This window comes from Streptomyces sp. Y7, from assembly GCF_043195415.1.
Taxonomy (GTDB): Bacteria; Actinomycetota; Actinomycetes; order Streptomycetales; family Streptomycetaceae; genus Streptomyces.
The window spans coordinates 97,024-110,990 of record NZ_JBIDDQ010000009.1 but is presented as its reverse complement, the minus strand read 5'-3'; the positions used below and the strand labels follow the sequence as shown (position 1 = coordinate 110,990).

The 13,967-nt window shown below is 72.1% G+C and carries 10 protein-coding genes; 5 read left to right on the top strand and 5 right to left on the bottom strand.

Going from position 1 to position 13,967, the window contains the following annotated elements; all coding sequences use genetic code 11:
- Positions 1-17: 17 nt before the first annotated feature.
- The 4 genes from ACGFW6_RS23465 to ACGFW6_RS23450 all read right to left on the bottom strand — a co-directional run bounded on the left by ACGFW6_RS23465 (position 18) and on the right by ACGFW6_RS23450 (position 3,963).
- Positions 18-650, bottom strand: coding sequence for a DedA family protein (locus ACGFW6_RS23465; RefSeq protein ID WP_393513616.1), 633 nt, complete (start codon positions 648-650; stop codon positions 18-20).
- 112 nt (positions 651-762) lie between these two features.
- Positions 763-2,061, bottom strand: coding sequence for a sugar ABC transporter permease (locus tag ACGFW6_RS23460; RefSeq protein ID WP_393513613.1), 1,299 nt, complete (start codon positions 2,059-2,061; stop codon positions 763-765).
- Positions 2,058-2,828 carry an ATP-binding cassette domain-containing protein gene (locus ACGFW6_RS23455; protein ID WP_393513056.1) on the bottom strand — a complete coding sequence of 257 codons (771 nt, stop codon included), beginning with the start codon at positions 2,826-2,828 and terminating at the stop codon, positions 2,058-2,060. The genes ACGFW6_RS23460 and ACGFW6_RS23455 overlap by 4 nt, the downstream gene beginning before the upstream one ends.
- 46 nt (positions 2,829-2,874) lie before the next feature.
- Positions 2,875-3,963 carry a substrate-binding domain-containing protein gene (locus ACGFW6_RS23450; RefSeq protein WP_393513610.1) on the bottom strand — a complete coding sequence of 363 codons (1,089 nt, stop codon included), beginning with the start codon at positions 3,961-3,963 and terminating at the stop codon, positions 2,875-2,877.
- 294 nt (positions 3,964-4,257) lie between these two features.
- Between ACGFW6_RS23450 and ACGFW6_RS23445 the strand changes: the two genes are divergently transcribed.
- The 3 genes from ACGFW6_RS23445 (at position 4,258) to ACGFW6_RS23435 (ending at position 8,132) form a co-directional block, all read left to right on the top strand.
- Entirely contained in the window at positions 4,258-6,771 is a 2,514-nt protein-coding gene (locus ACGFW6_RS23445; protein ID WP_393513053.1) for a SpoIIE family protein phosphatase, read from the top strand.
- A gap of 16 nt (positions 6,772-6,787) precedes the next feature.
- Complete coding sequence (locus tag ACGFW6_RS23440; protein WP_393513050.1) at positions 6,788-7,870, top strand: sugar ABC transporter substrate-binding protein; 1,083 nt, start codon at positions 6,788-6,790, stop codon at positions 7,868-7,870.
- Positions 7,871-7,955: 85 nt separating this feature from the next.
- Positions 7,956-8,132, top strand: a complete 177-nt coding sequence (locus ACGFW6_RS23435; RefSeq protein ID WP_393513047.1) for a hypothetical protein — start codon at positions 7,956-7,958, stop codon at positions 8,130-8,132.
- Positions 8,133-8,157: 25 nt separating this feature from the next.
- Here the strand turns inward: ACGFW6_RS23435 and ACGFW6_RS23430 are convergent, their stop codons facing one another.
- Positions 8,158-9,129 (bottom strand): LysR family transcriptional regulator, encoded by a 972-nt coding sequence (locus ACGFW6_RS23430; protein WP_393513044.1) that lies wholly within the window; start codon positions 9,127-9,129, stop codon positions 8,158-8,160.
- Between the two features lie 427 nt (positions 9,130-9,556).
- On the opposite strand from ACGFW6_RS23430, the gene ACGFW6_RS23425 reads away from it, so the two are divergent.
- The gene (locus ACGFW6_RS23425) at positions 9,557-11,893 is read left to right on the top strand and encodes a Tat pathway signal sequence domain protein (RefSeq protein WP_393513041.1); all 2,337 of its coding nucleotides are present in this window, start codon (positions 9,557-9,559) and stop codon (positions 11,891-11,893) included.
- 37 nt (positions 11,894-11,930) lie between these two features.
- Positions 11,931-13,823: a glycoside hydrolase family 97 catalytic domain-containing protein gene (locus ACGFW6_RS23420; RefSeq protein ID WP_393513039.1), complete on the top strand. Its 1,893-nt coding sequence runs from the start codon at positions 11,931-11,933 to the stop codon at positions 13,821-13,823.
- Positions 13,824-13,967: the final 144 nt, after the last annotated feature.

Below are 13,967 nucleotides of genomic sequence, written 5' to 3'. Positions count from 1 at the left end.
GTTGAGGCCGGCGGATGTCACCGGTCGCGCTTCGAGCGGCGGGACTCCGTCAGTACGGGCAGCAGCGGCAGCAGGGAGAGGACGACGACCAGGGCGACCAGTGGCAGCAGGTAGGCGTCGATGCCGGGGACGGACGCGCCGAGGGTGTAGCCGGCCAGGACCAGGGCCTGCGACCAGAGCAGGCCGCCGACGATCTGCCAGATGGTGAACGTCCGTGTGGGCACGCCGAGGGCGCCGGCCGCCGGGTGCAGGACCGTGCGCACCAGCGGGATGAAACGGCCGATCACCAGGGCCTTTCCATAGCCGTAGCGAGCCAGGAGTTTCTCCGCGCGGGCCGCCGCGTCGCGGACGCGTCGCTTCCGGGTGCGGGCCAGCAGGGCCCGTCCGCCGTGCCGGCCCAGCAGGAAGCCGATCTGGCCGCCCACCACGGCGCCCACGGCCGCGCACAGCAGGACCTGCCACAGCACCAGCCGCGGTGCCTGGTCGGCGCTCGCCGCGCACAGGACGCCCGCCGGGAACAGGAGCGTGTCACCGGGCAGGAAGAAGCCGACCACGAGCAGACCCGACTCCGCGAGGATCACCACGAGCACCCCGAGGGCGCCGAAGGTCGCCAGCACCGCGTCGCTGTCCATCGGGTTGACGGCGATCACCGCCCTCACCTCCCGGCCGTCCTCGTCCCGCGCCCTCACCTCCAGCATCCCGTGCGGGCGGCGCGGGCGCCCGTCCCGGTCGGGGACGGCGGAGGCCGGCGACCGCCGTCGCTCAGGCGCGTCCGTGTGCCTCCTGGGAGCGTCTCGACAGCGCGTCGATGACCACCGCGGCGAACAGCACCCCGCCCGTGATCATGAACTGGACGGCGGCGGGGGTGTCCGTGAGGGCCATGCCGGAGGCGATCGACTGGATGACCAGCATGCCCAGCACCGCCGACCACGTCGAACCGCGCCCGCCGAACAGACTCGTGCCGCCGATGACGGCCGCCGCGATGGCGTTGAGCAGCAGCACGCCGGAACCCGAGGTCTGGCTCACCGAGGTGATGCGCGAGGCCAGGAACAGGCCGCCGATCGCGGCCATGGTGCCGGAGACCGCGAGGACGGCGGTCTGCACCCGCGTCACATGGAGGCTGGCGCGCCGGGCCGCCTCGACGCCGCCGCCGAGGGCGTACACCTGGCGGCCGTAGTGCGTGCGGCGCAGCACGATGTCGAGGCCGGCCACCACCACGAGGAAGATCAGGAGGGCGAGGGGCAGCCCCTGGAACCGGTTGAGGAGATAGGCGACGGTGAACGCGATCACCGCGAGCCCGCCGGTGCGCACGCCGATGATCTGGAGCGAGCGGTGCGGCATGCCGGCGGCCTTGCGGCGCCGGCGGTCCAGGTACGACACCAGGAAGACGAGCCCGGTGGCGAGCGCGGCGAGCCCGTAGGCGACGGCGTCGTCGGTGAAGTAGTAGTTGGTCAGCTTGGCGACGAGCCCGTTCTCGTCGAGGTTGATGGTGCCGCTGCTGCCCAGGATGTAGAGCATCAGGCCGTTCCAGGTGAGCAGCCCCGCGAGCGTGACGACGAACGCCGGCACCCGGGTTCTCGCGAAGGAGTAGCCCTGGACCGTGCCGGCGGCCGTGCCGGCGAGCACCCCGATGATCAGGGCGAGCCACTCGGGCACGCCGTTCTGCACGTTCAGCACCGCGAACACGGCCCCCGCCAGTCCGCTGATCGAGCCGACCGAGAGGTCGAGTTCACCGAGCAGCAGCACGAACACGATGCCGACGGCGATCAGCCCCGTGCCGACGATGTCCACGCTGAGGTTGGACAGGTTGCGCGGCGAGAGGAAGTTGGAGTTCAGCGACTGGAAGGTGATCCAGACGACGGCGAGGACGACGACGACCGGGAGCGAGCCCACTTCCCCGGCCCGCAGCTTGCGCCGGGCGAACACGGCCCAGCTCTGCACCGCCCGCCCGGCGGCGGACCCGGGGGGCTCCTTGCGGGCCTCGGCGCCGCGCGTGTCGGGCGGGTCCGAGGCGGTGGCTCCGGCCTGCGGGGTGTCCGTGATGTCGTGCGTCCCTTTCACCACGCCGCCTCCTCATGGGCCGGTCGGCGGGGCGTGCTGTCCGTCGCCCCGGTGATGGAGGAGATGATCTGTTCCTGCGAGGCGGTGCCCACGTCGAAGAAGCCGTTGTTGCGGCCGAGCCGCAGCACCACGGCACGGTCCGCGAGCGCCTTGACGTCGCCCATGTTGTGGCTGATCAGCAGGACGCCCACGCCCCGGTCCCGCAGCTCGTCGACCAGGTCGAGGACCTCGGTGGTCTGCTGGAGTCCCAGTGCCGCGGTCGGCTCGTCGAGCAGCAGGAGCCGTGGATCGCCGAGGAGGGAGCGGGCGATGGCGACGGTCTGGCGCTGGCCGCTGGACAGCGAGACGACGGGCGCGCGCAGGTGGGGGATGCCCCTGGTCAGGCGCTCCAGCAACCGGGCGGTGCGGCGCTCCATCTCCATTTCGTCGAGGAAGCCGTACCGGCGGATCTCCCGGCCGAGGAACAGGTTGCCGACGACGTCGAGGTTCCCGCACAGCGCGAGGTCCTGGTAGACGGTGGCGATGCCGAGGTCCCGGGCGTCGTTGGGGCGCCTGATGTGGACGGGACGGCCGTCCCAGGCGATGTCGCCCCGGTCCGCGGGCGCGACTCCGGAGATCACCTTGATCAGGGTGGACTTGCCGGCTCCGTTGTCACCCAGCAGCGCGACGACCTGGCCGGCGTAGATCTCCAGCTCGATGTCCATGAGGACCTCGACGGCGCCGTAGCGCTTGCACACGCCGTGCAGCGCCAGCAGGGGAGCGGGCACGGAACACCATCTCCTTCCCGTGGCCCGGACGGATCCGGGGCCGAGGTCAGGTCAGCCCGGCCGTCTCGCAGGCGGCGACGAGATCGGGTACGCAGATCTGCCGGATCGTGTACACGCCGTCCTTCACCAGGGTGTCCTTGATGTTGCCGACGACCACGGACACCGGGGTGAGCATGACCGCCGGAACCGTCTTCCCCTCGCTCGTGCGCACCTTGTCCTTGGCCACCCGGGTGAGGTTCTCCCCGCGGGCCGCGGCCACGGCCATGGCGGCGCCGGCGGCGGCCTCGGGCGGGAAGGGCTTGTAGACGGTCATGTACTGGTCGCCGCGGACGATGCGCCGTACGGCGGCGAGTTCGGCGTCCTGTCCCGTCACCGGGGGCAGCGGGTCCACCTTGTTCGACTTCAGGGCGGAGATGCTGCCGGCGGCGAGGCTGTCGTTGGCGGCGTAGACCCCCTGGATGTTGCCGGCGCCGAGGGCGGCGATGGCGCCGGACATGTTCAGGTTGGCGGCCTCGGTCCGCCACTGGATGGTGTCGTACGCCTTGCCGATCTTCACCTGTCCCGACAGCACGGACAGCGCGCCCTCCTTGAACAGCACCGCGTTGGGGTCGCTCGGGTCACCGTTCATCATCACGATCTCGGCCCCGGGCACCTCGTCGCCCATGGCCTTCAGCAGTGCCTGGCCCTGGAGTCTGCCGACCTCCTGGCCGTCGAAGGAGACATGGCCCGCGATCGGGCCCTCGGACAGGCGGTCGTAGGCGATGACCGGGATGCCGGCCTCCTCGGCCTGCCTCACCGAGGCGGCCAGGGACCGGGAGTCGACCGCCACGAGGAGGATGGCGTCGACACCCTCGGCGATCATGGAGTCCATCTGCTGCTGTTGCATCGCGACGTCGCCCTTGGCGTTGCCGTGCTCGATGGTGCACGTGCGGCACAGTTCGTGGATCTTCTTCTCCAGCAGCGGCCGGTCCTGGGTCTCCCAGCGGGCCGTGGTCGAGTCCGGCAGCAGTACGCCGATCTGGGGCCCGTTCTCCGTGCCGGAGGCGCTCCCGCCGTCCGTCCCGCAGGCGGCGAGTCCGACGGCCGTCAGGATCGCGATCATGGAGAGGGCCGCGTTGCGTATGGAGGCCTTCATACGGGGGATCTCTCTGGCGAGCATGGCGACACCTGGCCTTCTCACATGCCGACCACCTGGTCAGTGTGACACCGGGCGGGTCGATCTGCGAACGCAGCGAGGGCCCTCGCCGGTCGGCGGACCGGGTGTCCCGCCGAGCGGGCGCGCGACGTGTCCAGGAGCGGCGAGCGAGCAGATATGTCCAGCTCATCCATATATGCGATTCTGGTGTTCGGGCGCCCGAGCAGCGCTGGGAGTCGGGGTTGCCCGAGCTCCCTCAGCACCTCCGGCAGGGACGGGAGGAAGGTTGCGGACATGCCTCAAGACGGCCGTGCCCGGACCGGATATCCGGTGCCGGAGGCATCCGAGGCCGGCGCCGCGGACACCGGTACACCTCCTGCGGCGCCGCGGAGCGCCACGAGCGACCGCGCGCTGATCTTCGCCGGAGCGGCACTGACGGCGCTCTACACGACCGTCGCGGGCGGCGACGAGCTCCAGCTGCTGGAAGCGGCCGGAGGCGGCACCCCCGAATACCGGCTGCCGCAGCGGCTCTCTCTGTCGGGCGGCTCGGCCGCCGTGCACGCCTTCCGCACCGACCGGCCGCTCTGGCTCAACGCCGCGGCCCTCGCCTCCTACCCGGAGGGCGCGCCGACACCGCCGCGGGCCCGGACGGCCTCACTCGGCGCGCTGCCGCTGGGCGCGGAAGGCACCCGGCTCGGCTGCCTCGTCGTCGTGGGGGCCTCGGCGGACGGCTTCGACGCCGGGCAGCAGCGCTTTCTGGAGCGGTACGCCGACGCCGTCGCCTGTGTGCTGCGCGGTACGGAGGACCGTCCCCCGGGCGGGTCCCCGCTGAGCCGCGCCCTGCGCGGGCTGCGCGTCGGCTCGTTCGTCCTGGTGCCGGACACCGGCCTGATCGAGGCGGACGACGCGCTCCTGGAACTCGTGGGCATCACCCCGGACGACTTCGACGGCAAGGCCGACACCCTGCTCGCGCACGCGCTCCCGGAGGACATGCCCGCGCTGATGTCCGTCCTGGAGCCGTCCCTGCAGGTACCGGGCCGACGGGAGCTGGAGTTCCGCGTGCGCCGCCCCACCGGCGAGGTGCGCTGGCTGAGCCTGAGCTGCCGGGTGCTCGCGGGTACCGCCGACGAGCCCGGGCAGCTCCTCGGCGTGGTGACGGCGACACAGGTCAGGAGCCGCAGCGCCGACGACGTGTCCAGGATCCAGTGGCTGACCACCGCCCTCGACGACGCGGTCACGGTCGAGGAGGTCGGACGGGTCGCGCTCACCGCGCTGCGCGAGCCCCTGGGCGCCGACCGGGTGGCCCTCGCCGACATCCGGGACGAACGGTTCGTGGTCACCCTGCTCGACCCGCCGGAGCCCGACGCCTGGCCGGAGCTGTGGCGCGCCCAGTGGCGTTCGGAGTGGCCCGACGCCCCGGTGAGCGCCCTTCCCACCCTCCAACTGGCCCTGCGGGACGGCCGGATGGACCTGTGGCCCGCCGGCACCGCCCTCGAATCGGGCCTCGCGGGCGTCGGCCCCGGTGGCCTCGCCGTCCTGCCGCTCCCGGCCAAGGGCAGCGTCGCCGGGGTGTGCGTGGTCGGCTGGGACCGGCCGCACGAGTTCATCCCCGAGGAACGGTCCCTGCTGACCGCCACCGCCGCGCTGGTCGGCCAGGCACTCAAACGCGCGCACGCCCACGACGCCGAGCAGGAACTCGCCACGATGCTCCAGCGCAGCCTGCTGCCCCGGCGACTGCCCGAACTCCCCGGCGGCACGGCCGTCGCCCGCTACCTGCCCGCCCGCCGCGGGCTGCAGGTGGGCGGCGACTGGTACGACGTCATCGCGCTGTCCGAGGACCGGGTCGCGCTCGTCATCGGCGATGTGCAGGGACACAGCGCCGGAGCCGCGACGATCATGGGCCAGATGCGTACCGCGGTCAGGGCGTACGCGGTGGAGGGCCACCCGCCCGACGTGGTCGTGTCCCACGCCAACCGCCTCCTGGTCGGCATGGAGACCGACCTCTTCGCCACCTGCCTCTACGTCGAACTGGACATGGAGGAGGGCACCACCCTCTTCGTCCGGGCGGGACACCTCTCGCCGCTGCTGCGCCATCCCGACGGGCGTACCGAGGAGGTGCAGGTCGAGGGCGGCCCCCCGCTGGGCATCCTCGCCGACGCGGAGTTCCCGCTCACCGCGGTCGCCCTGACCCCCGGCACGGTGCTCGCCCTGGTCACCGACGGCCTGGTCGAGGCCGCCGACCTGCCCCTGGACGCCGGCATGGCACACACCCGCGCCGCGCTCGCCGCCGCCGATCCGGTGGACCCGGCGCGCATGGCCGACGCCCTGCTCGGCGACGTCGGCCGGCGCGAGGACGATGTCGCGCTGCTGCTCCTGCGCTACGACGGCATGCAGACCAAGCCGATCCGGGCCGGCTGGGTGGTGTGGCGGCTGCCCGACGCCGTCATGCACGCCCGCCGCTTCACCGCGCGCACCCTGCGCCGCTGGCACGTCCAGGCGGCCGCCGACGCGGTGCTCCTCGTGGTGTCCGAACTGGTCACCAACGCCCTGGTGCACACACAGGGATCGGTACGTCTCGACCTGGTGCTGCGCGGCAACCGGGTCCGGGTCAGCGTGAGCGACTCCTCGCCGCGCGCGCCCGCCAAGCCCGTGATCGTGGACTGGGAGTCGACCGGCGGCCGTGGCCTGCTGCTGGTCGAAGCCGTGTCCGACGCGAGCGGCACGGTCCCGGTGGCCGGCGGCAAGCAGGTGTGGAGCGAGATCACGGTGCCGACGAGCGAGCCGGCCACCGCGGACGTGAGGCTGTGAACGGAGGGGAGCTGCGATGAGGACACGTGCCCTGCATGCCGTCGCGGCACTCGTCGCCGGACTGCTGACGGTGGCCCTCGCGGGCTGCGGCGGGGACGGCGAGGCGGACACGGAGAGCTTCTCGGTGGGCCTGCTCCTGCCGAACCGGGTCACCCCCCGCTGGGAGCACTCCGACAAGCCGCTGATCGAGCAGCGGCTCAAGGAACTCTGCGACGACTGCACCATGCTGTACGCCAACGCCGAGAACGACGTGGAGCGACAGCGCCAGCAGATGATCTCCATGGTCACCAAAGGGGCGAGGGTCCTGATCCTCGACCCCGCCGACAGCAAGGCACTGCGCTCCTCGATCCAGGAGGCGGACCGCGCGGGCGTTCCGGTCATCGCCTACGACCGGCTCGCCGAGGGCGCGATCTCCGGCTTCGTCAGCTTCGACGGGTCGAAGGTCGGCAAGATGCAGGGCGAGGCGCTTGTGCGGGCCATGGAACGCCGGGGCGACGGCACGACCGTCGTGATGATGAACGGCGACCCGAGCAGCGCCAACGCGGCATGGTTCCGGGACGGCGCGATGTCCGTCCTGGCGGGCAGGGTCGACGTCGCCAGGTCGTACGAGACCCAGGGCTGGAGCCCGGAGAACGCCCACGCCAACATGTCCGCCGCGATCTCCTCGCTGGGGGCGGACCGCATCAGCGGCGTCCTGGCCGCCAACGACGCCATCGCCGCGGGCGTGATCTCCGCCTTCAAGAAGGCAGGGGTCGAGGACCTTCCCCCGATCACGGGTCAGGACGCCGACCTGGAGGCCGTGCGGCGCATCGTCGCCGGCGAGCAGTACATGACGGTGTACAAGCCGTTCGAGAAGGAAGCCGCCGCGGCCGCCGCCATGGCCGTCGCCCTGGGGCGGGGCCAGGACGTCCGCGACGTCTCGACGACGCAGATCGACAGCCCCACCCACGAGGACATCCCGTCCATCCTGCTCACGCCGGTGCCGGTGACGGCCGCCGACCTGGAGCGGACCGTCGTCCACGACGGCGTGTTCACCGTGCAGCAGATCTGCCCTCCGAGACTGCGCCCCGCCTGCGATCGGGTCGGCCTCACCGGTTGAGCCGGCCCCACCGGACGCGGGGACGGCTGGTCGCCGCGCCGCGCCGGGCGCAGCATGGGAGGTGAACGACCAAGGGAGGTCGGCCATGAAGACCGGAGCCTCGGACTACGACCGCTGGCTGTACTCGCACACCCCCTCGCAGGCCGAGGGCGAACGCGATGAGCCGGCCGAGCGCGCGGCCGTGCAGCAGCACCCGGACGTCCCCAGGACCGAACCGTCCCAGGCCGAGGGCGAGCGGACGGACGACACCCGGCGGGCATGACGGCCCCGGCTCGGACCGCTCGGCTTCAGCGCCCTGCGCACGGGAACCGGCTGCCGGATCCGCTCACGCGGCGTGCCCATGCCGGTGTCCAGATCTCGCCGTCCGGGGGTTCGTGGCGCACCGCGGTGAGGTGTTCGCGCAGTGCGGTGAGCGCCGGGTGCGGGTTGTCGCGGTGCCAGAGCAGCGAGTGCGGGTAGACCGGCGTCGGGTCGCGCAGCGGGATGAGGCGCATCTCGTAGCCGGCGGGCCAGACCAGCGGCGTCCGGGCGCCGAGGAAGGTGGCCAGCGTCGAGGAGGCCGCGATCGTGTCGATGAGTGCCTCGACGCCGAAGTTGGGGCCCGTCGCCTCGATGGTCAGCCCGAACTCGGCGGCCAGCGCCTCGTAGTACGCGGTCCACTCGGTGCCGGGGACGTTGCCCGGCATCCAGATCCGATGGCCGGCCAGCCGGGCGGGTGAGACGGACGCGGCAGCGGCGAACGCGTGCGCCGGACCGGTGAACAGGTGCAGCGGCTCGTCGTGGACCGGGCTGACCTCGATGCCGTCGGGGATCCGCTGCCCGGGCATGGTGACGGCGCGGAAGGTGGCGTCGATGGTGCCGTCCCGTACGGCCGCGATGGCCTCCTCGGCGCCGGGGAGGGTCACGACGTCGAGGGCGATCTCGGGACGGCCGCGGTGGAAGTCGCGCAGCAGACCGGCCAGCGACGCCCGGCGGCCGATCACGTCGACACGCAGGGCTCGGCTGCCGGGGCGCACGGATGCCCTCGCCCGTTCCTCGGCCTGGAGCAGGGACCGGGCGTGCGCCAGGAACGCCTGCCCGTCGATGGTCAGCTCGGCGCCGCGCGGCGTACGGGTCAGCAACCGCACCCCGAGCTCCCGCTCCAGGGCCGCGACACGCTTGGACACTCCCTGCTGGGTCAGGGACAGGTCGACGGCGGCCTTCTGGAACTGACCGGCGTCCGCGACGGCGACGAAGGTGCGTACGGCGTTGAGGTCCACGCATGCCACCCTAACCGCACAACGATGCGTTGTGACTCGGTGACGGTCGCCGAAGTGAAACACCAGTTCAGCGAGGCTCATGGCGGGCGAGCGACCGTGTCATCCCTCCCCGTGCCCAACGTTCGGTTGTCGGTGCCGGAAGAGCCGGCGCAGGTGGCCGCGGCCCGGTAGCCGTCCGCGGTGATCCCCGCGTCCGGCCGGCCCGGCGGGGCGCCGCCGGGTGTAGTCTCCCGTCCGCCTCCCAATACATCGGATGAGTCAAGAAGTTGGACGATGTTCATCGATGTAGGTGCCATGGTCAGACCCGGTTCTTGGCTGAAATGCCGCCTTCCTTGGTGCTGTTGAGGTCGTTGACAGGTTCACGAGGCCTGCTAGGTTCCGCGATACACCCGATGTATCGAGGATCCGTCAGGTCTGGAGGACATGGATGACCTCACAGCCGGAGCGACGTTCGAAGGTGGCCCGAAGAGCAGTGCTCGGCACCGCCCTCACTGGTGCGGCAGCCGCGGCCCTGCCCGGGACGGCCCACGCCGAAGAGGGCTTACGGGCGGATCCGTCCGCCGCCGGCACCCCGGCGGCCCGGGACGGCGGACGCCCGTGGAAACTCCGCGACACCATGACCGGCGACGGCGCCTGGGCCGGCTTCCTGCGCGACCAGGACCTGCTGTGGAGCAGGCTGCCCACCCGCTGGTACGAGGGCCCGTTCCTCGGGGACGGGCAGCTCGGCAGCATGATCTACCAGGAACCGGGCGCGAGCCGGATCCGCTTCACCGTCCAGCACGGCCGCGTCCAGGACCACCGGCCTCAGTTCGGCAGCGGCTGGGGAACCTGCCGGCTGCCCGTCGGACACCTCACGCTCGATCCCGTCGGCACCGTCACCGTCGTGAACTGGCGGCTGAGCCTGTGGAACGCCGAACTCACCGGCACCGTCACCACCACCGCCGGCACCCTCACCCTCTCCGCACTCGTCCACGACGAGGTCCTGGCCGTCCGCGCGACGGCCCGCGGCGGCGAGCGCGTCACCTGGACCTTCCACCCCGAGGAGGCCGTCAGCCCGCGCAAGATCAGCGAGGCCCCGCCCACCGGCTACACCGCCAACCCGCCCTGGACCACCCGCACCGCCCCCGACGGCACCGAGCAGGTCCTCCAGCCCCTCACCGGCGGCGGCCGGACCGCCACCGCGTACCGCCGGGGCGACGGCGAACTGCTGCTCTCCGTCGGACACAGCTTCCCCTCCGCCACCGCCGGCGAGGCCGACTCCCTGCGCAACCTGCGGCGCGCGACGTCGTACGACAGCCTGCGGCGACGGCACACCCGCTGGTGGCACGCCTTCTACCGCAAGAGCTTCGTCTCCTTCCCCGACCAGCGGCTCCAGAGCTTCCACTGGATCCAGCTCTACAAGGCCGCCTCCGCGAGCCGCGCGGGCGGCCCGGTGATGGCCACCTCCGGCCCCTGGCTGGAGCCCACGCCCTGGCCCGCGGTCTGGTGGAACCTCAACGTCCAGCTCGAGTACTGGCTCATCCACGGCTCCAACCACCTGGAACTCGACGCCCTCGCCACCACCCTGCGCCAGAACCAGGAACAGCTCATCGCCAACGTGCCCGCCGCCTACCGCGCCGACAGCTCCGGAGTCGGCCGCAGCTCCGACATGTTCGCCAACCGAGGAGTGAGCGCCATAGGCAGCGGCGGCGAGGCGGGCAACCTCACCTGGGCGCTGCACAACGTGTGGCTGTCGTACCGCCACTCCATGGACAAGGCGCTGCTGCGGGACACGATCTACCCGGTGCTGCGCCGGGCGATCGCCTACTACCTGCACTTCCTCACCCCGGGCAGCGACGGCAAGCTGCACCTGCCGAGCACCCTCTCGCCCGAGTACCCCGTCGTCCCGCCGCAGGACACCACCTACGACCTCGCCCTGATCCGCTGGGGCTGCCGGACCCTGATCGAATCGGCCGAACTCCTCGGCATCGACGACGAGTCGGCCCCGCGCTGGCAGGAGGTGCTGGCCCGGCTCACCCCGTACCCGGTCGACGACAACGGCTTCATGATCGGCGCCGACACCCCGTACGCCCAGTCCCACCGCCACTACTCGCACCTGCTGATGGTCTATCCGCTCCACCTCGTCAACTGGGACCAGCCCGAGAGCCGCGAGCTGATCATCAAGTCGGTCGAGCACTGGCACGCCCTCACCGGCGCCCACCGCGGCTACAGCTACACCGGTGCCGCCTCCCTCTACGCCATGACGGGGGACGGTGACACCGCGATCCGCTATCTGCGGAAGTTCTTCGACCCCGCCACCCGCTACCCCTGCCAGGCCAACACCCACTACACGGAGGCCGGCCCGGTCATCGAGACGCCGCTGTCCGCCTCGCAGTCCCTGCACGACATGTTCTGCCAGAGCTGGGGCGGCGTGATCCGCGTCTTCCCGGCGGTCCCCACCGACTGGGCGGACGTCACCCTGCACGACTTCCGCACGCAGGGCGCCTTCCTGGTCAGCGCCGTCCGCACGGCAGGGGTCACCCGGTTCATCCGGATCAGAAGTCTGGCGGGCGAGCCGCTGCACCTGCGCCACGGCCTCACCGGCAGCCTCACCGTGCTCCTCGACGACGGCTCCCCGGCCCGCACCCGCGACCTGGGCGACGGCACCCTCGCCATCGACCTGCCCAGGAACCGCGAGGTCCTCGTCCACTCCGGCTCCCGTCCCGACCTGGTCATCGCGCCCGTCGCCGTCGGCGCACCGGGCCCGGCCTGGGGACTGCCGTAGCCACCGTCCGATCGCACGCACCACAAGGAGGGTTCACATGGCGGTTCCCCTCAGGACCGTGGTCGCCGGGCTCTGCGCCGGGCTGGTGGCCACACTCCTCACGACCGCGCCCGCACGGGCCGACCTGCGCGCGCACACATGGACGGTCTCCGGCCCCGGCGCGCACGGACCGGCGGCGCGGATCCGGCTGGACGACACGACCGGCACCGTCAGCCTCACGGTGACGCGGGGCGGCCGGACGGTCATCGAGCCGTCGCCCGTAGGCATCGTCACCGAACAGGCCGATCTCTCCCAGGACTTGCGCTTCCTGGACCGCAGCGACCGGAGGATCGACGAGCGGTACCGGACGAAGGCCGGCAAGCGGCTGGACCGCCGGGTCCAGATGAACGAGACCCGGCTGTCGTTCGCCGCTTCCGGCGGCGCGCGGCTCGACCTCGTCGTCCGCGCCTCCACCGACGGAGTCGCCTACCGCTACGTCCTGCCGGGCGGCCAGGGCGACGTGCTCGGCGAGACGTCCGCGTTCGCCCTGCCGGCGGACGCCGCCGCCTGGCTCAGCACCTACCGGGTCGACAACGAGGGCCAGTTCGTGCGGTACACCGCAGCCGGGGCACCGACCGCGGAGTACTCCGACCAGGCACTGTTCGAGACCGCCGCCGGCTACGTCCTGCTCGCCGAGTCCGACCTCACCGGTGCCTACTCCGGCGCCCGACTCGCCCACGACCAGGGCACCGGCACCTACCGCGTCAAGCTCGCCGACGACCGGATCGACAGCGGCGGGCCCCTGGCCACCCCCTGGCGGGCGATGATCACCGGCGACCTGGCCACCGTCACCCGTTCCACCTTCACCGACGACCTCGCACCCGCCTCCAGGGTCGCCGACACCTCCTGGATCAGGCCCGGCACCGTGCTGTGGACCTGGCTCGCGGGCGGCAAGGAAGCGGGCCAGAGCCTCGCCGCGCAGAAGGCGTACGTCGACTACGCCGCCGAGCGGAACTGGCCGTACGAGGCCGTCGACGCGGGCTGGTACTACAAGCCCGGCGAGTGGGAGACCGTCGATCCCGACTGGCAGACGAACAGCTGGATGCCGGAACTCGTGCGGTACGCGCGGGCCAAGGGAGTCGGCGTCGTCGTCTGGATCCACCAGCGAGAACTCGACACCCCGGAGGAGCGCGAGAGGTGGCTCCCCACCCTGGAACGGTGGGGAGTCGAGGGGGTCAAGATCGACTTCATGAACTCCGAGGCGCAGCCCATGCTCCGGTGGTACGACACGGTCCTCGCGGAGACCGCCGCCCACCACCTCATGGTGGACTTCCACGGCTCCACGATCCCCAAGGGCATCCAGCGCACCTGGCCCCACGTCATGACCCTGGAGGGCGTCGCCGGAGAGGAGAAGCGCACCAACACCGCCGCCCATCTGACCACCCTGCCCTTCACCCGCAATGTCATCGGCTCCATGGACTTCACCCCCGGCGCCTTCCACCGCGTCGGGCTGCGCCCCAACTCCGACGCCGCCGAGGTCGGGCTCACCGTCGCCTTCGAGTCGGGCCTGCAGATGTTCGCCGGCACTCCGGAGTCGTACGACCGACGCCCGCTCGCCCGGGCCTACTTCGACCAGGTTCCGGCGGCCTGGGACGACACCCGGCTGCTCGCCGGACGGCCGGGCGAGGAGGCCGTGCTCGCCCGGCGCGGCGGCGACCGCTGGTTCATCGGCGGTGTGTACGCCGGAGCCGCCCGCACCGCCGAGGTGCCGCTGGACATCGGAGCGGGGCGCTGGCTGGTCGAGACGATCGAGGACGGCGCCGGCGGACTCGTGCGGCACCGGCAGGTCCTGCGCGGCGGCGACACGCTGGCGGTGGATGTCGTCGCGGGTGGCGGCTTCGCCTCGATCGCCTGCCGCTGGCATCCGGGCGTCACCACCTGTCACCGCTGAGCACCGGGATCCCGGCGGGCCGCACGCACCGCGGCCCGCCGGGGCATTCCGCACAACCACCACATGACCGCGTTCACGTGGATGAGCATCACTCACGTGGGTGTACAGGCGCGCGTCCCACGTGCAAGGCTCGGTCAACTCCGT